This window comes from Erythrobacter sp. S267 (assembly GCF_057365045.1).
Genome location: NZ_CP200298.1, coordinates 85,142 through 105,396, shown reverse-complemented (window position 1 = coordinate 105,396; position 20,255 = coordinate 85,142). Strand labels below are relative to the sequence as shown.

The following is a 20,255-nucleotide window of genomic DNA, read 5'->3' as shown; positions in this document are numbered from 1 at the left end:
GCGCTACCTAGCGTCAAACTATGTGGAGCGCATAAAGCCCAAATCCATCTGGTTGAAATTGCCGATATTGGGCGAGACGATGGGGATCTCGCCCGTCTCGACGCCCAGCCAACGCGCCAGTGTCGCGGAATATTGATCGACTGAGGTATCCGGCAACAGCCGTCCGCGCCCGACCTGATCGTCGCTATCGACCGAGATTTGCGGCGCGCGCCCATAGAACCGCCCGCCCTCAACCGCGCCGCCCATGATGAAGTGGTGGCTACCCCAACCGTGGTCAGAGCCGTCTCCGTTGGAGGCCAAAGTGCGGCCAAAATCCGACGCGGTGAAGGCCGTCACCTGATCCGCCACGCCAATCTCAACCATCGCGCGGTAGAAGGCATCCATCGCGAAATCGACACCCGAGAGTAGGCCTTCATGCGTGCCGATCAGCCCGTCGTGATTGTCGAAGCCGCCGGTCGCAACCAGAAACACCTGCCGGTTCACGCCCAACGATCCGCGCGCCGCGATCAGCCGAGCGACAACCTGCAATTGCGAGGCGAGGCTGTTTCCGCTGCCAAAATCGGTCGTGACATTCACATTGGCCAGCGCGTCATTGATGAAGCCCGAATATTCGATCGAGCGTGCATTCGCCATCGCGTAGTCGCTCTCCAGCACATGGTTGTCCTGCGCCGTCACCAACGTGCGAAGCGCGTCGCGCACCGCTCCCGAGCCATAGACATTGCGACCCAGCGCATTGATCTCAATCGCGCCGCTGGGCGAAATGCCATAGGGTTGAGTCTGATCGCCGGACAGGAACACTGCATTGCCGGTCGCATTGATCGCGGTGAACATGGAGTTCGTATTGCTGCTCGCCGCCAAGTCACCGATCCGCCCTCCCCAGCCTGACACCGATCCTTCGGGCGAGCCGGATTGCCAGGTCGATTGCTGGTCATTGTGGGAGAAAAGCTTGGCCGGGCGCGGGAAGCTTTGGACATTGCCGCTTTCATATTGCGCGCGGGTCAGCGGCACGATCAACGGGCCGACATTCAACAGCGGCGCCATCACGCCTTCGTCAAACCGCGCTTTCAAACGCGGCATGGTGGGCGCAAGCGCCAGCTGCATGTCATCGGTCAGCGTCTGGTCGATATTGGGGTTCAGCACTTGGGAGGCCAAGGTATTGCGGTCGATGGCAATCCCGCCACCTGATGGCAGCCCGCCGCGAATCTCGGAATAGCGATTGTAGTTCGCGACATCGAAGGGGATCAGCGTGTTGGCATGGTCATTCCCGCCCAACAGGAAGACGCAGACCAGCGCCTTGTACCCGCCGCCGCCATTAAACGCCGCCGCATCGGCGAGGCCTGACAGCCCCAATGCATAGCCAGAGGCTGCGCCCATAATGCCCAATTGCGCGGAGCGGTGCATGAAGGCCCGGCGCGAGATTTCGTTGGCTTTTCCGATATGGAACATGGTTCTCACGCCTTCCCTAGGCCGTCCGGACACATTGGCTGTGGATCACGGTTTGAGTCCAAATTTGTCCTCGCGAGGCGCGAGCGCGCAGGAAGTGCGGGGCACTTTCAAGCGTTCGCAACGAAGCGAGGGCGGATTTGGGCCAAACCCCTTCGGGGTGAGACGAGAAGCTGCCATCTCGGCGTTGCTCGTCCTTGAATATGCTAAGCATGTCCTGCGTCCTCACTCCTTGATATGGCAGCTTCTCGTCTCACCGTGACCACAACCAATGTGTCCGGACGGCCTTACTTCTGGACCAGATAGTCGTTGGAGACCATCACCAGCAGCACCGCTCGATGAATCTGTTGCAGCTTGTCGTCATCGCTCGCCGTTTGCGCCACAGGGGTCGCATCCAGCGCGGACTGGATCGTGCTGCGGGTCGCGTCGGACAGCTGGCCCGCCGTCAGCAGCAAGTCGAGCCGGTCGAGCAATGCGGGCGTGTCATGGGCGATAGGAAGCTCGGCCGAGTAGGTCGCCTTGACGTCGAACATCCAACCGCCGCGCCCATCGATGGAGCGCTCCATAAAGTTGATGTAGCTTGCCGCCGAGGTTTCATTCACCAGCTGAAATTCCGGCGCGATCAGATTATTCGCATCGGCCTGCGAATTGGGCGGGGTGTATCCGGGGCGGAAGAAGTTGAACACCGACGGAGATCGCAAGGGTGATTGACCCAGCCGGTTGGACGGATCGGAGAGTTGCTGCATCAGCCATATCCCCGAAGCACTCTGCGCCCCAAAGGTCCGCCCCCATTGGGCAAAGCGCAGCATCGGCTCACGCAATTTGCCAAAGGTGGTGGAGGTGAGCGTCGTCTCCGTCAGCGCCTCATCATCCAGCAGTATCGCCTTGAACACCGCGCGCAGGTCTCCGCGTACGCCTGCGCCATTGTTGTTGAAGGTCCGAGCCACCCGCTCGACATAGGCGGGTGAAGGATTGCTGGTGACCAGACGCTGGATCATCTGCTGGCCGAAAAACGGCCCGACATTGGGGTGGTTGAAGAGCGCGTCCATCGCAATGCGCATCGACTCTTCAGGCCCCGTTCCCGCCGGGATCGTCGTGCCAAGGAAGCTCTTCTCCTCCAGCGAATGCGTGTCGCGCCCAAAGGGCGGGCGCAGGTTTGGATCGGCGCTCATCGGGTTGCGCAGCAGGCGTGCTTCGGGAACATTGAAATCCGGTCGCGACGGGGGCGAGCTGAACTGGATGTCGCCGGAGAAATTGTAGTCGTAGCCGGTGAAGACCTTGGAGATGCCGGTCACGTCTTCATTGGTGTAGGTCTCAATCGGATTGCCCGACCCATCGGTGCGGACTGAGCCATCAATGTTGAGCTCAAACAGGCCGATCGAGAACAATTGCATGACCTCACGCCCGTAATTCTCATCCGGAACGCGGCCTGTATTGGGGTCCGCCTTTTGGTTGCCGAGCGTGTTGAGGAACCGGCCCATCGCCGCGTTCAGCGTGATCGCCTCAATCAAATCGCGGAAATTGCCAAAGGCGTTGTCCTTTAAGATGTCCCAATAGGCGCCGATTGCGCTGCTGGGCCAAATGCCGAGATTGGCGTTGAGCGAGACAACGAAGAACTCCGACATGGCCAGCGCCACACGTTTCCTGACCGAATTGTTGCCGGTCAGCAGCTGGTTCCAGATCATGTAGTCGGCAAGGTCGGATCGGAAGAAGAACTGGTCGTCGGTCACCTCCTCCAAACCGTTGCTGGAGAGGAATTGCTCAGCGCTTAGCTCAATCGGTTGGTCGATCTCTCGGTCGAGCCAGGCTTCGTAACCGTCGCGGCGCATCTCCGTGATGTCGTTCTCGCTGACCGAGAGTCCGGCGCGCAGGGCAAAACGGGAGGCCGCTGCATCGGTTTGCGGTGCGACGACTGTCGGGGTTGGCGTGCCGCCTGTGCCGCCACCACCACCGCCGGTCGCACCGCCGCTGCCTCCGCCACCTCCGCAGGCAGCCGTGGCAAGGCCAAGGGCCAGCGCGCTGGCTCCGGCGGTAAGGGGTGTGCGTTTGGAGCCGTCATCATCGGAGCGGGGATCATCGGGGGAAGGATCAATCTCGGTGTCAGCCTCAACCAAATCCACTTCGTCTTCGATGACAGAGCTATCAAGCTGCGACACGCCAACCCCCTTCATTCAAGCCCCCTCGTTTTCAGATGAGAAAGAGGCTGATGCGAAACGGGTCTTTAGTCAAATCCGTATGAGTCGCAGTTTGTCGCGTGATGTCGCAAACACATCTCAAGCGCCGCCGACAGACGGGCTGCAAGGGCTTTACTGTAGAATAGCTGCCTTGGCCCGGTCGCCTGCGCGGAAGACAAGAGTGGTGGGCGCGTTGGTCCGCCCCACATTGACGCGGTTGACCTGCGCCCTCCAGACATCGGTGAGGATCAGCGACTGCACGGTGATCGGCGTGCCGGGTCCGGGCGAAGTGCCTTCGGAATAAATGACGAGGTTTCCGCCATCGATCTCGCTGCCCAGAATGGTGAGCTCGATAGGCTCTCCCTCAACCGCAATCGTGAAGCGCCCCGCGACATAAAGCGCAAAGGCGCGGCGGCTTTCGATATTGCCGACAATGTCCGCTGACCCGTCCCCGCGCATCCGCAAGACGTGCTCGGCATCATGCAGCGGGACAAAGTGGACGACCTCGACGATGCCGCTGCGCGGATTGTGCTCGACCGTGGAGATCGCCGCTTTCTGCTGGTGGGCCGCGGCAGGGACGGCGATCAGCAGCGCCAGGATGAGGAGCCAGAGACGCCTCACTCGGGCGCGTCCTCAGCCGCCTCTTTCTCGGGCGCTTCTTCCTCATCGACCACCAGCACCTCGGCCATCAGATCGCGGCCTGTGCGCGATGACGGAGCGGGGCGTTTGAACGCTTCGACCCGGCTGTCGATGATGCGGCGCGGATAGTGATTGTTGTTCACATCCGCATCGCCGGTTTCCCAATCGGGGTCGATCACAACCTCGGCCAGTTCCTGATCGCGCGGGAAGACCAGCAGCTTCGAAACATTGCGCGAATTGCGCCGCCAGATTTCCGCCGGGATCATCATGCGTTCGGTGGTGCCATCGGTAAACCTCAGATCGAGAATGATCGGCATCACCAGCCCGCCGACATTGGAGAAGCTGAGGACGTAATAGTTATTGTCCTCCGCCACCGCGCGGTCGAAGACCTGCCGCTCCCAATCGTCGAGGCTGTCGAGGAAGCTTTCATAGCTGCGCGTATCGCGCGGGGTGACGGTAAAGCGGTCATTCTCGTCGTAGAAGTCGGTCACGTCCGGGTTCTCAAGCACCCAGATCGGCAGGCCCTGTTCGCGGTTCAGGCGCACCCCGACTTTCTCAGGCTCGTCCGCCAGCTCCTGACGACGGCGGGCCAGATCAATGTCGGGGTTCTCAGTATCCAGCCGCAGGCGGTGGATCGTATCGAGCGAGATATCGACGTGATCGGTGGTGTAGAACCAACCGCGCCAGAACCAGTCGAGATCGGTGCCGGAGGCTTCCTCCATCGTGCGGAAGAAGTCGGCGGGCGTCGGGCGTTTGAAGCGCCAGCGACGTGCGTACTCACGCAGGGCAAAGTCAAAGCGTTCGCGCCCGATGATCGTGTCGCGCAGCACGTGATAGGCGGCAGACGGCTTGCCATAGGCGTTGGGGCCGATGTTCAGCACGCTGTCCGAATGGGTCATGATCGGCACTTGCTGATCCGAAGTCATATAAGGGATCAGATCGCGCGGCAGGCTGCGGGTCCACGGCATATCCGGGTCCCACTCATAGCCCGCAACACTATCGAGGAATGAGTTGATCCCTTCATCCATCCACGTCCATTGCCGCTCATCCGAATTGACCACCATCGGGAAATAGATGTGGCCAATCTCGTGGATGATGACCCCGACGAGATAGACCTTCTCTGACAAAGAGTATGTCCGCGACCCGTCTTCATTCAGCGTCGTGCGCGGGCCGTTGAAGGTGATCATCGGATATTCCATCCCGCCGACCGGCCCGTTGACGGACTGCGCGGTGGGATAGGGATAGTCGAAGGAATAGCGCGAATAAACTTGCATCGTGTGGACCACCGCGGCGGTCGAATATTTGCGCCACAGCTCTCCGCCCTCCTTGGGCCAGAAAGACATGGCCATGACGAGCTCTTGCTCCGCGCCCGGCTGGCGGTGGCCTTGCGCGTCCCAAATGAACTTGCGGCTGGTCGCCCAGGCGAAGTCGCGCACATTTTCAGCGGTGAAGCGCCAGACCTTCTCTCCGGTCGGGTTGGAGCTTTCATTGGCGGCGGCTTCTTCCGGGGTAACGATGAACATCGGCTCATCAGCATTGCGCGCCTGCGCCAAACGTTGCCGCTGCGTCGCGGTCAGCACGGCGTTCGGGTTTGCGAGCACGCCGGTGGAGGAGACGATATGGTCGTTCGGCACCGTCATCGAGACATCGTAATCGCCGAACTCCAGAGTGAACTCGCCGCGGCCCAGAAACTCCTTGTTGTGCCAGCCTTCATAGTCGGAATAGGCGACGAGGCGCGGGAACCACTGGGCGAACATGAAGATGTCATTGCCGCCTTCACGCGGGTCGTCGGGGAAGTGCTCATAGCCGGAACGGGCAAAGATCACGTTCTCTTCAACGATGTTGTAGGCCCAGTCGATCTTGAAACTGACACTCGCACCGGGGCGCAAAGGCGTCGGCAGGTCGATCCGCATCAGAGTGCCAACGATCGTGTGGTCAATCGGACGACCGCCGACCGTGGTCACACCACTAATGTCATAGCCAAAGGAATTGTCCGCCATCGCCTGCTGGCGGCGCAGCTCCTCCATCGACAGGCGTGACGGGCTATCCCCGCTGCCCAGACTGCGCGCCGGCCCCCGCCTGCCCGGACCGCCAAATGTGTCGGTCAGCTCCGCCATGGAATCGTCGCGGAAACGGTTCTGGTCGAGCTGCATCCAGATCCACGGCAGGGTGTCAGGCGAGTTGTTGGTGTAGGTGATCGTTGCGTTGGCGCTCAGCCGGCGGCCTTCCTCGTCCAGCTCAGCGACAATGCGATAGTCGGCTTCCTGCTGCCAATATTCATGGCCCGGCGCGCCGCTCGCATTGCGATAGACATTGGGGTCGGGGAGCACTTCGTCGAGCTGGCGAAACTTGTCCTCAAAATCGCCTTTGGTCTGCTGAATACCCTGAGCCAATACCGGTGAAGCGGCAAAAAACGCGAGGATGAGAACAAGAAAACGCAACGTAATTCCCCAGTTTGATTATGGCGCGAGCTAAATCGCTTAGCGCACAATATCCATTTCAGCGATCAACCCCTCGGCCCCGTCGACCTTCTCCATCACCCACAGCATGTAGCGCGAGTCGACATGGATCGAGCGGGTCGTGCGCGGGTCAAAGTCCCAGTCCGAATTGACGCTTTCAAACGTGCCATCGAACAGCAAGCCAACCAGTTGCCCTTGCGCGTTCAAAGTCGCCGAGCCGCTATTGCCGCCGGTCACGTCCAAGTCGGAGAGGAAATTCACCGGAACCGATCCGATGGATGCCAGCTCATACTCGCCATAGTCACCCGCCTCGATCAGATCGAGCTGGCGCTGCGGCGCGTTGAAAGGCTCTTCGCCGGTGTCCTTCTGAGTGATCCCCTCCAGCGTCGTGAAGGGCAGATATGCCATCCCGTCAAACGGCGACCCACCCATGACATTGCCAAAGGTGATGCGCAGGGTTGAGTTGGCGTCGGGATAGGGCAGCGAACCGGATTCGCGCTGCCACTGCGTGATCGCTTCCATGTAAGCCGGACGCAGAGCAAGCGCACGGCCCGCGCGTTCCTCCGACTCAGCCTCAAGCCCGCGTTCGTATTCGTAGAGCGCCACGGCGAGCTGGATGAAGGGGTCTTCGCTTGCTTCAAAAGTCGCAACATCGGCTTCCATCAAAGCCAGCCGCGTCTCGACATCGCCGAGCGTGGTGTTGGCGTAGTAGCCGTCGAGCAGTTCGGAGGTCGGCGTATCCGCATCAAGGCCCAGCGCTGCGTCGAAAACGGCCACGCGCTCTTCATCGGGCTGCGCTTCATAACCGCTCAGGAACAGCAGCCACTCCGCCTTGTCGACCGCCGGATCAAACCGGCGATCAATCGCCTGCAAACCCTGGCGGAAGAAAGTCATGTCGCGTTCCTGATAGCCGCTCTCACGCTCAGCATTGGGAAGCTCGCGCTCATGCGCCAGACGCAGGAGGCGCTGCGCTACACCCAGCAGAGCGGGACGGGTCGCGTTGTTGTACCAGAAGCTGGTGCGCGAGGCCTGCGCGCTTTCCTCTGACAATTCGCCCAGAGCCGCAATCGCCTCTCCATAGCCAGCGCGCGAAGGATCAGCCGCGATCCACTCCGCCAGTTCCGCTTCACGGGTCCTCCGACGATCGACCAGACCCACACGCCGCGCGCCATCAATCTGACCGCGCAGGTTCTTCTCAAAATTGTTGAGGCCTGCAAGGCGGCTTTCATACTTGACCCGCGCATCCGATCCATCGGGCGCGGCTTCGTTGATCGTCGCGATCCAGTCGGTCAGCAGGGTCTGGAAGGTTGGATAGGTCCAGTCGAAAGTGTTCTCGACCTCAGCCAGCAGCGTGTAGCGGCTGGTTGATCCGGGATAGCCTGCGACCATCACAAAATCGCCATCATCAAGCCCCGCCGCGCTCACCTGCAAGTGGTGCTCTGGCTCGTAGGGGATGTTGTCTTCGGAGTAATCGGCGGCAGAGCCATCGGGCGCGACATAGGCGCGGTAAAAGGCGAAGTCGCCCGTGTGGCGCGGCCACTGCCAATTGTCGATGTCGCCGCCATATTTGCCGATGGAATCGCCCGGCGCATAGACGATCCGCACATCGCGCACTTCCAGCCGCTCGATCAGCTTGTACTGCGCGCCGCCATAGAAACTGGCGACAAGGCAGCGATAGCCTTCGCGCTCCTCGCATTCCGCCGTGATATCCTTGCGGCGCTGGTCTATCGCTTCGTAGCGTTCGACCGAGTCCATATCATCAACGCCTGCGCGCATCCGATCCGTCACATCGGTCAGCGCGGTGGTCACATAGATGCGACTGCCGGGGGCTGCGGGCAGCTCTTCCACGAGAGTTTTCGCAAGGAAGCCATCTTCGAGATAATTGTTCTCTGCCGTCGAGTTGAACTGGACAGAGCCGCGCGCGCAGTGGTGGTTGGTGACGACCAGGCCTTGCTCCGAGACAAAGCTCGCCGAACAACCGCCCAGCGAGACAACCGCCCCCATCGGGAAGCCGGTGAGATCCTGAAGGCTGTCGGGATCAAGCTCCAGCCCGGCCTCTTCCAACTGTTCGGCGATGTCGGGCAATTGGTCGGGGGTGAACATGCCTTCCTTGGCCGCTGAAGGCGCCGAAAGAGCGGTCGCGAGCAGCAGGCTGAGCGCGAGGGTTTGAGTGGTCTTCATGTCGGTCTTCCCCTTTGTGGCGTGGCGCTGCGATCCGCGCGCGGCCAATCGTTCAAAGCAATATTGTTGCGTAGCGTTAGTGCGGTTCGAGATTCGCTGCAAATCCTGTCGCCTGCGCTTGCCAAGCTGCCCGCACTTTCCCAAGACGTTGCACAAGAGAAGAGGGAAGAGGATTCGCGAGCGCATGCCTACACTGACATATCTGACGACGACGCATTTCGACTTTGGCGTGCTGGAAATGCTGCCCAAGGAGCTGAAAAGGGCGGGCATCACCAAGCCGTTTATCGCCACTGACGCGGGGCTGGTGGGCGCAGGGATCGTCGACACGGTCGCTGGCGCATTGGAGGATGGCACGCAGTACAGCGTCTTCGACGAAACCCCCGGCAATCCGACCGAGGAAGCGGTCAAGAAAGCCTTCTCGCAATACACAGCGCAAGGCTGCGACGGCGTGATCGCGCTCGGAGGAGGCTCCTCCATGGACCTCGGCAAAGCGGTCGCGCTGCTGGCTGGGAGCGGCGGTCCGCTCGAGCAATATGACCCACTCACCGGCGGCGCCAAGCTCATCAAATCGGTTGCTCCCGTCATCGCAGTTCCGACCACGTCGGGCACGGGCAGCGAGGTGTCGGTGGGCTTCGTCATCATCCTCGAAGACGGGCGCAAGATGACCTTTGCCAGCCCGCTCTTCATCCCCAAGGCCGCGATCTGCGATCCGGAGCTGACCATGGGCTTGCCCGCGAACATGACCGCCGCGACCGGGATGGATGCGATCACGCACTGCATCGAGGCGTTTCTGGTGCCGACGCCCAATCCTCCCGCAGAGGGCGTCGCGCTCGACGGGCTGTGGCGCGGATGGCAATATCTGCCGCGCGCGGTGAAGGACGGCTCCGACCGCGAGGCACGCTGGAACATGATGATGTGTTCGACCGAGGGCGCGATGGCCTTCATCAAGGGTCTGGGCGCGGTCCACGCGATGAGCCACGCGACCGGCCGTATCCGCCGCTTGAACCTGCACCACGGGACGCTGAACGCGGTGTTCCTGCCCGCCGTGCTGCGCTTCAACCAGCCGGAATGCGAGGAGAAATATGTCCGCCTGCGTCAAGCCATCGGGCTTGAACCCGGCGGTGATCTGGCCGCAGCGATTGAGGGAATGAACGCCGAAATTGGCATCCCTTCAGGCCTTGCGGAAATGGGCATTGTCGAAGACGACATCCCCGGCATGGTCGAGTATTCACTCAGCGACCTCGCCGCCCGTGGCAATCCGCGGCGCTGCTCGGCGGAGGACTTTGAGGCGATGATCCGCGCTTCGATGTAAGCGGTCCCGCATGAGCAAGCGCCGCCTCATCCTTCTGGCGATTATCGCGGCCCTGCTGGCCTTCGTCATCGCCGCCAGCCAATCGCGCATCGTCCGCAACGCCTATTACGCCAGCCAGTATGAGCGCACGCTCGACCGCTATGCGCAAGAGGACACGACCACACCGATTGTGTCAGCACAATTCGATGGCGAGGGACGCGAGGCGGTGCTGCTCTCCGCCTTCTTCGGGGTCGATAATGGCTTGCCCGGCATGATCGCTGACCGGGTCATTTGCGAAGGCGCTGGCGGACAGGACGGGATGCCCGTCATCTTCTCGCACGAGGTCGAGCTTGAGAGCCTCGATCCCGGCGATTTCGAAGTGCGCTTGGCAGACGGGACATTGGGCGAAGTCACATGCCTGACCCTCGCCCCGGCTGACGATGTGGGCGAGCTGCGCACCGTCCTGCTCGCCGGAGACTTTGGCAGCGCCGAGAACCAGCCTGTCTGGGTGGAGGTCACGGGCAACATTTTCTCCGACCCCATCGAAGTGAGTTTCAAAGGGGCAGGGATCGCGGTCGTGCCGCTTGAAGAAGGGCCCATCATTGCGCACGCAGAAATTGTGCCAGAGGATCAATGGGAGCTGGACACGCCCGCCACGCCCATCCCCTTTGGCGGCGGCAACTTCTGCCCTGAAGGAACCGCCCAGATCGTCCGCGTCACGTGGCAAGGTGGGATTACCAAGCCCGATGGCTCTCCGGCTGACATGGAAGAGGGGCAGCTTTACGAAGTCGAGCTCGAAACCGCATCCAGCGGATCAGAGGTGATCGCGCCCTTCGCGCTCGCAGATACAGGCGACGGGGACAACAACCATTTGCTGTGCCTTGATCGGACAGAGCCTGTTCTGTCGGTGTCCTTCCCGGCAGGGCACCTGACCGACCCGCGCGATGATCTCAATCCAGCAACATCGTTCCGCCTGAGCGAGTAGACCCAAGGTCGTAAACTCCCACACCACGCGTTCGAGGTTTGGATGAAAATGGCCCAGCACAAGGAAGGAAGGCGCAGGAATACCGGCGGTCTTTCAAGACTTTCTGACGCTGGGATGGGCCATTTGGGCCAAACCCCAACGGGGGCCCTCGGATGCGTGATGTGGGAGTTTACGACCTACCCAACCCAGACGTCGAGCATATAGCGCTCGGCCTCGATCATTTCCTCGATCCAGACGTCAGCTTCTTGGGCGCTGCGGCCCGTCTTAGCCGTGCAAAGGGCCTTCAGCTTGCGCTGCACGTCAGGCTCCATCTGCGCGCCGTCGCCGCAGACATAGATCCGCGCGCCGCCTTCGATCAGTGACCAGACGCGCTCGGACTGTTGCTCGATCACATCCTGGACATAGGCCCGCCCGCCTTCATGCTCGGTCTCGATGCGGGAGAAGGCGGTGTGGAGGTCGACGATGCCCTCGGCGGCGAACCCCTCCAGCTCCTCGCGGTAGAGGAAGTCCTCGTCCGGGTGACGGCAGCCGAAGAACAGCATGGCTTCGCCCAGCGTCGCGCCTTTGGCTTTAAGCGCCGCGCGCCGCTCCAGAAAGCCGCGGAAGGGCGCGATGCCGGTGCCGGGGCCGACCATGATGATCGGCTCCGACGGGTCATCGGGCATGCGGAAATTTGCGCTGGGCTTGCGGATGATGGCTTTGAAACGCTGGCCGGGCCCAAGCTCGGTCAGATAGTTGGAGCACGTGCCCTTGAACTCGCCCTTGCCTGAAAGCGCCGGGCCTTTGACCACGCCGACCGTGATCGCGCATTGGCCGGGCTTCGATTCCGGCGCGGAGGCGATCGAATAATAGCGCGGGGCTAGGAACGGGATGAGCTCTAGGAACACCGCCAGTGGCAGGTCGCAGGCGGGGAAATCCTCCAGCACGTCGAGGACAGATTTGCGTTTGGCGAGCACTTCGGTGGCGTAGAGATCGGTGCCGTCTTCTGACGGCGGGGCGGCGAGCGCTTCCAGCCCGGAGCGCGAATTGGGGCATTCCGAATAGCGTGCGAGCGTCGCGATGTCCTTGCGCGTGGCGACGGCCTGAAGCTCTCCGGTGGTCTTGGCCAAGTTGAGGACGGAGAAGGTGCTGCCGCTGGGAAACGGTCCGCGCATTTCGCTGCGCGATTCAATTCGCACATGGGTGTCGGCGTTGAGGCCAAAGCGTCTGAGCAGCCGTTCGACCACGGCGTCATCGTTGAGCGGAACGACGCAGAGGTGATCGCCGGGTTCGTACTCCATGCCGTCTGCCAGCTCGACCTCGATATGGCGGGTGGAGCGACCTCCCTGGGCAGCGCTGGGTTTCAGCTCGGTGTTGCTGACCAGCGTCACATCATGCGCGCCAACGCGTGAGGCAACGGAGTTGGCGGTGACGCTTTCGGTGATCTCGACCGAGTAGAGCGGCTGGGCGATGGCGGCATTCTCACCCGACAAGTCGATCCCGAAAGCCTCGCCCAATTGCGGGACCGCCCTGTCGAGCCAGTCGTGGAATTGCGTGTCGACATCGCCGCGCGCGTCGAGTTCCTCGGTGGCGATCAGGCGTTTGGCTCCGAGCGCTTCGAGGCGCGCATCGATTTGCCGCGGGACTTCCTGGAAGGTCGCGGCCCAGTCCGAATTGCCGCAGCCGAGCATGAAATAGGAGGTGTCGGAGAGGTCTTGTGAGGTGTCCTCCAGCCATTGTACAAACTTGGCGGCGTTGTCCGGCGCTTTGCCGTTGTAGGACGCGCAGGCGATGGCGACCGCGCCCTCCTCCGGGAGCTTGCCAGCATAGGCATCAAGCGGCGCGAGGGTGACATTAAAGCCATTAAATTCAGCAGTTTGCGCGACTTCCTGCGCAAACCCCTCGCTCGAACCAAGGTTCGATCCGAACAAAACAAGCAGCGGCGTATCGTGTTTCGGAACCCGGTTTTGTTCACTCGGCCCGTGCGGATGTGTTTCATCAACTTGAGGTGTTGCCCCACCCCGCTCCACATCATCCCGCAACCGAGCCTTGATGGTGAACTGATCAGGCTTGATCGAAAGCGTCTCCTTGATGTCGAGCTGGTAATTCGAATGATCAAACAGCTCGAACCGCTGCAGCAGCATGGCCAGAACGAGGATAGATTCCTGAATGGCAAACTGCCGCCCAATGCACGCCCGCTGCCCATTGCCGAACGGCTTATACGCAGCCGGATTGCGTGCCGCTTCCGCTTCGGCGGAGAAGTTGTCAGGGTTGAACCGATCCGGCTCCTCTCCCCAAACCGACGTGTCGCGGTGGAGCGAGGGGATCAGCACGGTCGTAAACGTACCCTTCGGGATCAGATACTTCCCGCCCAGCACCTCATCCTTGAACGGCGCAAGACCAAACGCAGGTGCAGTCGGCCACAGTCGCAACGCCTCCAGCAGGATCGCGCGGATATAGGGCATCTGGCCAATCTGCTTGAGCGTTGGTGTCTGATCGATATTGCGCCCAAGCACGGCGTCGACCTCGATATAGGCCTTGGTCAGAACATCGCGGTTTTTTAGCAGGTAGTAGAGCGTGAAGGAGAGCAGCCCCGACGTCGTCTCATGTCCCGCAATCAGGAAAGTGTTGATCTGATAACGTATATTTTCATCCGACAATCGCTTACCCGTGGCTGCATCACGTCCTGACAGCATAAAGTCGAGCAGGTCTTCAGGGCCATTATTGCCAGTCCCGCGCTGCCTCTCCTTGATGATCTCATCGACGAGATTGTTCATGTAGTCGGCATCGCGGTGGAGTTGGTCGATCGCCCCCTTCTTCATCAGCTTCTCGCCGGGCAGCCCACGCATTGTCTGCGTCGTCTGCAAGGTCCGGCTGAGCGCGGCGATAAAGGGGTGGAAGTCCTCGCGATAGAAGGAGTTGAAGCGGTATCCGAACCCGCACACGCCGATCGTGTCGAGCGTTAGGCGGATCATATCCTTGGGTACGTCGATCACGTCGTCCGAGTTCATCCGTTCCCACTTGAGCATAAGCTGGCTGGCGATATCGATCATCATCGGCAGGTAGCTGCCCATCGCCTTCTGGCTGAAAGATGGAAGCAAGATGTTGTGCGCCTTCGCCCAATTGGGCGCGTCCGTATCGCCGGTGAAGAGGCCATCCCCGCCAATCAGCCGCAGCCGCTTCAACGGCCCGCGCACAGTTTTGTCGAAGCGGTTCTCGTCGCACACTTCCGCGACCAGATCCGCGCCCGAGATGATGACAATCGGGTTGCCCATAATGTCGAGCTGGAAGATGGGCCCGTGCTCGTCCGCAAGCTCCATCAGCGACTGGATCTGCCGCGAGGCGTCAACCGTCAACGCATTGCCAATGATCGGCTGGCCGGGCGGTTGCGGTATCGGGGCGAGCTCTATCTGCGATGCCATGGCAAAGGTAATGCCATAGCTCCTGCCCGCTGCAAAGGGACTGGAGCCTTAGGCCGTCTTCACCCGCCGATCGAAGCTGCGTGAGGATACGAAGTGACCGGGGACGACCTCTTCGAGTGTGCCTTCACCATCGTCACTGCCCCCCGAATTCTCATCCGGATCGTCTTCGAGCAAGATGCGTTCACGCGAACGCTCGCTCTTGGGATCGGGCAAGGGAATCGCGCTCATCAGAGCCTTGGTGTAGATGTGACGCGGGTCATCGACGATGGCCTCGGCGGTCCCGAGCTCAATGATCTGACCGCGATACATCACAGCGATCCGGTCCGAGATATAACGCACCACCGACAGGTCATGGCTGACGAAGATCATCGTCAACTCCATCTCGGCCGAGAGGCGTTTCAGCAAGTTCAGGATCTGCGACTGGATCGACACGTCGAGCGCGGAGACAGGCTCGTCCGCGATCACCAGCTTGGGTTCGGGCGCAAGAGCGCGGGCAATCGCAACGCGCTGGCGCTGACCGCCGGAAAACTCATGCGGATAGCGATTCATCTGCGCGGGATTGAGGCCAACTGTGCGCATCAGCTCAACCACTCGTGTGCGCAACGCATCGCCGCTCGCATCGGGATGTCGCGTCCGGATCGCCTCGCTCAAAGTCGTGAACACCGTCAGCCTCGGGTTGAGAGAGGCATAGGGGTCCTGAAAGATCATCTGGAAGTTGATCCGCTCAACCCGAACGTCGCTATCGCTCAGCGCGGAGAGCTCCTTGCCTTCGAGGAAGATGCGGCCTCCGGTCGGCCGCAGCAGCTGCATGATTGTGCGGCTGAGCGTCGTCTTGCCGCAGCCAGACTCGCCGACAATGCCGAGGATTTCGCCCTTGCGGATTGAGAGTGAAATGCCGTCGACCGCCTTGACCACGCCCTTGGTCTTGCGGGTGAAGAGCTCCTTGCCGAGATCAAAATGCTGCGACACATTGTCGAGGACGAGGAAGCCGTCTTTGTCTGCAAGCTCGCTCATGCCACGTCCTCCGCGACTTCAACGGCCAACAGCTCTTCGATAGGCTTCGAACGGTCGCACTGGCCGCATTGGCGCACACAATGGCCATCGCCCAGTCCAACGAGCTGCGGGGCGCCCTCTGCCCCCTCGATCTTCGGGTATGGGCAGCGGGGGTGGAAGGCGCAGCCGCTGATCGGTTTGGACAAGTCAGGCGGCGTCCCTGCAATCGTATACAGCGTCTCGTTCTTCTCTTTGAGCGACGGGATCGCCTTCTGGAGCGAGCGCGTATAGGCGTGCTGTGGGTTGTAGAAGATCTGGTCGGTGGTGCCGCTCTCGACAACCTGACCCGCATACATGACCTGCACCTTGTCGCAGGTGCCCGCGACGACGCCCAAGTCGTGGGTGACGAGGATGACCGATGTACCGAGCCGCTCCTGCCGTTCCTTGATAATGTCGAGAACGCGCGCCTGCACCGTCACGTCGAGAGCCGTCGTCGGCTCATCCGCGATCAGCAGATCGGGATCGTTGATCAGCGCCATTGCGATCATCACACGCTGCCGCATCCCACCGGAGAATTCGTGTGGATAGCTCATCACGCGCTTGGAAGCGTCGGGAATGCCCACTTCCTCGAGACCCTGTATCGCCTTGTTTAAAGCGGCCTTGTCGTCGATATCCTCGTGGACCTTCACCGCTTCAATCAGCTGGGTCGAAATCCGCAAATACGGATTGAGCGAGGTCATCGGGTCCTGGAAAATCATCGAGATCTTCTTGCCGCGAATGCCGCGCATCTCCGCTTCGGACAGCTTCAGCAGATCCTGCCCGTCATACATCACCTCGCCGCTCTCAATCCGGCCCGGAGGTTGCGGGATAAGCTGCATGATCGAATAACACGTGACCGACTTGCCGCTACCTGACTCGCCGACAATGCCGAGCGTCTCGCCGCGTTCCAACGTCAAGTCGATATTCTGAGCCGCGCGCACAATCCCGCTGCGCAGGTGGAATGAGGTCGAAAGGTTTCTGACTTCGAGTAGCGCCACCGGATCAGTCCTTCGAGCTCTTGGGATCGAGCGCATCGCGCAGGCCATCGCCAAGGAAGTTGAGCGTGAACAGCGTCAGCGCAAAGAAGAAGGCGGGAAACATCAGCAGCCACGGGAAGATATCCATGTTCTGCTGGCCCTCGTTAATCAGCACACCCCACGAAGCGTTGGGCGGCTGCACGCCAAGGCCAAGGAAGCTGAGGAACGCCTCCAGCAGCATCACCGCCGGTACGGTCAACGTCGCGATGACGATCACCGGGCCGAGCACGTTCGGGATCAGGTGCTTCACGATAATCCGCGTGTGGCTGTAGCCAAGTGAGACTGCCGCCTCGACAAATTCCTGTTTCTTCAAACCGATTACGCCCGCACGCACGATACGCGCCATGCTGAGCCATTCAACTGCGCCAATGGCGACGAAAATCAGCCATAGCGAGCGACCAAAGGCAACCATCAGCAGGATGACGAAAATCGTGAATGGCAGCGCGTAAAGCGTGTCGACGATCCGCATCATCACTGCATCCACTCGGCCACCAAGATAGCCTGCGGTCGCTCCGTAAATCACGCCAATGGCGAGCGCGACCAGCGTGGCGACCATCCCGACGAGCAGCGAAATCCGTCCGCCCTCCATCGTGCGCACCATCAGATCGCGGCCCAGAGTGTCTGTCCCAAACCAGTGTTCAGCCGACGGAGACGTCGCGCCTTTGACCAGGTCCTGCGTCTCACCACTATGCGGCGAGAAGAATGGGCCAATCACGCAAAACAGCACGATTGCGATGAACAGGAAGAAGCTGACCATGGCCAACCGGTTGTTCTGCAAACGGTGCCAGGCATCGACCCACAAGGACGAGCCTTTCTCAAGCTCTTCTACAGTGGGCTGAGCGGCGATACGCTCCTCCGCGCCCGCCACCATTTTGGCAGTGCGAGCACTCATGGGCGCACCTCTATCGGGCTTGCTGCGGCGCTACTTGTCATATTTCAACCTTGGATTGAGCGCGACCTGAATGATGTCGACCAGAAGGTTCATGACAACGATCAGCGCGGCAAACAGGACAGTGAGGCCCAGGATCAGGAAGTCATCGCGGTTCAATGCGCCCTTCACGAACCATTGGCCAAGGCCCGGAATCTGGAAGATCGTCTCGACCACGAATGAGCCTGAGATGATCCCCGCGAGCGCCGGGCCAAGATAGGTGATCGCCGGTATCAGCCCGCCTTTGAGGCAGTGCTTCCAAATGATCGTGCGCTCAGGAACGCCCTTGGCGCGCGCGGTGCGAACGAAATCCTGATTAAGCATCTCGAGCATCCCGCCGCGTGTCAGTCGCGCGAAATAAGCTGCGTAGAACAGGCCGAGCGTTGCGGCCGGCAGGACTATGAAACTCTGGATAGCCCCAGCCCGAAACGGGGAGCACCTGCAAGTTGATCCCGAAGATCAGCACCAGCAGTGGGCCAAGCACAAAGGTCGGCAGGCAAATGCCCACCATCGAAGCCGACATCGGAACGTAGTCGAGCCAGGTATTCCGCTTTACCGCTGCCAGAATGCCTGCCGGAATGCCGATCCCGAGCGCCACCAGCAGCGAGATTGCGCCCAGTGTCAGCGAGACCGGAAAGGCTTCTCCGATGATGTCCGTCACTGAACGGTTGGCATAGACCGCCGACGGGCCGAATTCGCCTTGCAGCGCGTTGGTCAGCGACGTCCAGAACCGCTCCAATGGAGGCTTGTCGAAGCCGTAAAACGCCTCGATCTGCTCGAGGATTTCAGGCCGGATCGCGCGCTCACTACTGAAGGGTGAGCCAGGTGTCAGAGCTACCAGAATGAAAGTCAGCGCATAGATCGCCAACAGAACCAGCAGGCCCTGCGCGATGCGCGTGAGGATGAAGCGGGTCATAGCGCTGGGCCCTGTTCTCTAAAAGTGCTGCTTGCCCAGGATCAGTTGGCGGACAGGGTAATGTGCTTAAACGGACGGTTGTCCAGCAGCTTCGGGTTCCAACCCTGCACCCGCGGATCGATCATCCGAGGGCGCGTGTACCAGTAAATAGGCACAATCGGCAGCTCTTCGAGCAGGATAGCTTCAGCACGGGCCATAAGCTCAGTGCGCTGCTCTTCAGTGCTCGCGCGCTGGGCCTGACGGATCAGGCTGTCATATTCAGCATTTTCCCAGCCAGTGTCGTTGTTGCCATTCCCCGCGGTGAAAATCTCAAGGAACGTCATCGGGTGGACATAGTCAGCGATCCAACCGGAACGCGAAATGTCATAATTCAGCGAGCTCTGGCTATCGAGATAGACCTTCCACTCCTGATTGTAGATTCCGATTTCAACGCCAAGCTGCTCGCGCCACATGGCTTGAACGGCCTCGGCAATCTTGCGGTGGTTTTCCGAGGTGTTGATGAGGATCTCAGCCGCTGGGAAGCCCTCGCCGCCCGGATAACCAGCCTCTGCCAGCAGGGTCCGTGCACGCTCCGGATCATAACCAACAGCCTGCGCAGTCGGATAGGTGGAGATACCGCCGGGGACAAAGCCGGTCGCCGGGGTCTGGCCGCCTTGCGAAACACGCTCGACAATCAGTTCGCGGTCGATGGTCAGCGACAAAGCCTCACGCACGCGCGGATCGTTGAACGGCTCTTTCGTGACGTTCACACGGTAGAAGTAGGAACCGAGATACGGGTCGATGTTGAGCGCCGGATCATTGGCTTCCTGCAGTCGCGGGATGCGATCGGCAGGAACTTCATAGGTCACGTGCAGACGGCCGCCCTGGAAAGCGGTGTGTTCGGTGTTGAGGTTCTCAATCGGGTAGAAGCGGATACCATTAAGGCCGACATTTTCTGCGTCCCAATAGGTCGGGTTACGTTCCACTTCCAGAAAGTCGTTGGTGTTCCACGCGGTGATCTTGAACGGGCCGTTGCCGACGAAATTCTCAACCGTGGACCAGCCGCTCTGACGATCGGTCATGCCGCCAAACTCTTCGACCACACGCGGGTTCACGGGATAGAAGCTATAGTGCTTAAGCATGGAGAGGAAGTAAGGGGTTGAGCCCTTAAGCGTCACTTCAAGCGTGTAATCGTCCAGCGCCTTAACCCCGACCTGGTTAAAATCGGTGATGTCGCCAGCGTGGAAGGCCTCTGCGTTCTCGACCACGTACAGCATCTCAGCATACTCGGAACCGAGAGCCGGGCTAAGCGCGCGCTGCCAGCTGTAGACGAAGTCGCTCGCGACTACAGGATCACCATTGGTCCACTTGGCATTGTTGCGCAGCTTGAAGGTCCAGACCGTGAAGTCATCATTGCTCTCCCAGCTTTCCGCAACGCCGGGATAGGGAACCGTGTCGTCATCGGGGTGATAGGCGATAAGGCCTTCGATCATCGTCTGGATGATCTGGTTTTCAGTCACGCCCGTAACGAGATGCGGGTCGATCGACTTGGGCTCCGAACCGTTGCCGACCAGCAGAATTCCCTCTTGCGTAGCGACATCGACATCCCGTTCGCGTTCTCCGCATGCTGCGAGCGCCAAAGCGGCGAAGGTCAGCAAAAGGATCGTCAGATAGGGGCGATAGGTCAGCGCAGTGGGCATGCTCAGAAAGCTCCAGAGAATCGATTTGGTCCATTTCGCGGCTGCGAAAGCAGACCGCTTAGAGTGTTCCGCATGTTATCTCAAACATGA

At 60.6% G+C, this 20,255-nt stretch carries 14 protein-coding genes; 2 read left to right on the top strand and 12 right to left on the bottom strand.

All coding sequences use genetic code 11. The features are described from left to right. Window positions 1-18: 18 nt before the first annotated feature. The 5 genes from AC0V6X_RS00470 to AC0V6X_RS00450 all read right to left on the bottom strand — a co-directional run bounded on the left by AC0V6X_RS00470 (window position 19) and on the right by AC0V6X_RS00450 (window position 8,896). Window positions 19-1,446 carry a DUF1501 domain-containing protein gene (locus AC0V6X_RS00470; protein WP_486182627.1) on the bottom strand — a complete coding sequence of 476 codons (1,428 nt, stop codon included), beginning with the start codon at window positions 1,444-1,446 and terminating at the stop codon, window positions 19-21. A 284-nt stretch (window positions 1,447-1,730) separates the two neighbouring features. Continuing rightward, window positions 1,731-3,599, bottom strand: coding sequence for a DUF1800 domain-containing protein (locus AC0V6X_RS00465; RefSeq protein WP_486182626.1), 1,869 nt, complete (start codon window positions 3,597-3,599; stop codon window positions 1,731-1,733). A gap of 150 nt (window positions 3,600-3,749) precedes the next feature. Then, complete coding sequence (locus tag AC0V6X_RS00460) at window positions 3,750-4,238, bottom strand: DUF6702 family protein (protein WP_486182625.1); 489 nt, start codon at window positions 4,236-4,238, stop codon at window positions 3,750-3,752. Beyond that, window positions 4,235-6,697: a M1 family metallopeptidase gene (locus tag AC0V6X_RS00455; protein ID WP_486182624.1), complete on the bottom strand. Its 2,463-nt coding sequence runs from the start codon at window positions 6,695-6,697 to the stop codon at window positions 4,235-4,237. The genes AC0V6X_RS00460 and AC0V6X_RS00455 overlap by 4 nt, the downstream gene beginning before the upstream one ends. A 39-nt stretch (window positions 6,698-6,736) precedes the next feature. Then, window positions 6,737-8,896 (bottom strand): S46 family peptidase, encoded by a 2,160-nt coding sequence (locus AC0V6X_RS00450; protein ID WP_486182623.1) that lies wholly within the window; start codon window positions 8,894-8,896, stop codon window positions 6,737-6,739. A 184-nt stretch (window positions 8,897-9,080) separates the two neighbouring features. Between AC0V6X_RS00450 and AC0V6X_RS00445 the strand changes: the two genes are divergently transcribed. After that, window positions 9,081-10,208 (top strand): iron-containing alcohol dehydrogenase, encoded by a 1,128-nt coding sequence (locus tag AC0V6X_RS00445; protein WP_486182622.1) that lies wholly within the window; start codon window positions 9,081-9,083, stop codon window positions 10,206-10,208. A 10-nt stretch (window positions 10,209-10,218) separates the two neighbouring features. Further along, window positions 10,219-11,172 (top strand): hypothetical protein, encoded by a 954-nt coding sequence (locus tag AC0V6X_RS00440; protein ID WP_486182621.1) that lies wholly within the window; start codon window positions 10,219-10,221, stop codon window positions 11,170-11,172. Between the two features lie 176 nt (window positions 11,173-11,348). On the opposite strand, the gene AC0V6X_RS00435 is transcribed toward AC0V6X_RS00440, so the two are convergent. The 7 genes from AC0V6X_RS00435 to AC0V6X_RS00405 are packed head-to-tail and all read right to left on the bottom strand — an operon-like array spanning window position 11,349 to window position 20,165. Continuing rightward, window positions 11,349-14,573 carry a bifunctional cytochrome P450/NADPH--P450 reductase gene (locus AC0V6X_RS00435; protein WP_486182620.1) on the bottom strand — a complete coding sequence of 1,075 codons (3,225 nt, stop codon included), beginning with the start codon at window positions 14,571-14,573 and terminating at the stop codon, window positions 11,349-11,351. Window positions 14,574-14,621: 48 nt separating this feature from the next. Further along, window positions 14,622-15,587: an ABC transporter ATP-binding protein gene (locus AC0V6X_RS00430; RefSeq protein ID WP_486182619.1), complete on the bottom strand. Its 966-nt coding sequence runs from the start codon at window positions 15,585-15,587 to the stop codon at window positions 14,622-14,624. Continuing rightward, window positions 15,584-16,603 (bottom strand): ABC transporter ATP-binding protein, encoded by a 1,020-nt coding sequence (locus tag AC0V6X_RS00425; RefSeq protein ID WP_486182618.1) that lies wholly within the window; start codon window positions 16,601-16,603, stop codon window positions 15,584-15,586. Before AC0V6X_RS00425 ends, AC0V6X_RS00430 begins: the two co-directional genes overlap by 4 nt. A gap of 4 nt (window positions 16,604-16,607) precedes the next feature. Continuing rightward, a complete protein-coding gene (locus AC0V6X_RS00420; RefSeq protein WP_486182617.1) occupies window positions 16,608-17,534 on the bottom strand; it encodes an ABC transporter permease in 927 nt (308 codons plus the stop codon). A 30-nt stretch (window positions 17,535-17,564) separates the two neighbouring features. Further along, window positions 17,565-17,918: an ABC transporter permease gene (locus tag AC0V6X_RS00415; protein ID WP_486185490.1), complete on the bottom strand. Its 354-nt coding sequence runs from the start codon at window positions 17,916-17,918 to the stop codon at window positions 17,565-17,567. After that, window positions 17,887-18,486, bottom strand: a complete 600-nt coding sequence (locus AC0V6X_RS00410) for an ABC transporter permease (protein WP_486182616.1) — start codon at window positions 18,484-18,486, stop codon at window positions 17,887-17,889. The genes AC0V6X_RS00415 and AC0V6X_RS00410 overlap by 32 nt, the downstream gene beginning before the upstream one ends. Before the next feature lie 41 nt (window positions 18,487-18,527). Further along, window positions 18,528-20,165, bottom strand: coding sequence for a peptide ABC transporter substrate-binding protein (locus tag AC0V6X_RS00405; protein ID WP_486182615.1), 1,638 nt, complete (start codon window positions 20,163-20,165; stop codon window positions 18,528-18,530). Window positions 20,166-20,255 lie beyond the last annotated feature (90 nt).

Bases quoted from the DNA above. Each gene is read 5' to 3' on its own strand.
- AC0V6X_RS00470 (WP_486182627.1), bottom strand. From the start codon at position 1,446: ATGTTCCATATCGGAAAAGCCAACGAAATCTCGCGCCGGGCCTTCATG.
- AC0V6X_RS00450 (WP_486182623.1), bottom strand. From the start codon at position 8,896: ATGAAGACCACTCAAACCCTCGCGCTCAGCCTGCTGCTCGCGACCGCT.
- AC0V6X_RS00445 (WP_486182622.1), top strand. From the start codon at position 9,081: ATGCCTACACTGACATATCTGACGACGACGCATTTCGACTTTGGCGTG.
- AC0V6X_RS00440 (WP_486182621.1), top strand. From the start codon at position 10,219: ATGAGCAAGCGCCGCCTCATCCTTCTGGCGATTATCGCGGCCCTGCTG.
- AC0V6X_RS00435 (WP_486182620.1), bottom strand. From the start codon at position 14,573: ATGGCATCGCAGATAGAGCTCGCCCCGATACCGCAACCGCCCGGCCAG.
- AC0V6X_RS00430 (WP_486182619.1), bottom strand. From the start codon at position 15,587: ATGAGCGAGCTTGCAGACAAAGACGGCTTCCTCGTCCTCGACAATGTG.
- AC0V6X_RS00420 (WP_486182617.1), bottom strand. From the start codon at position 17,534: ATGAGTGCTCGCACTGCCAAAATGGTGGCGGGCGCGGAGGAGCGTATC.
- AC0V6X_RS00410 (WP_486182616.1), bottom strand. From the start codon at position 18,486: ATGACCCGCTTCATCCTCACGCGCATCGCGCAGGGCCTGCTGGTTCTG.
- AC0V6X_RS00405 (WP_486182615.1), bottom strand. From the start codon at position 20,165: ATGCCCACTGCGCTGACCTATCGCCCCTATCTGACGATCCTTTTGCTG.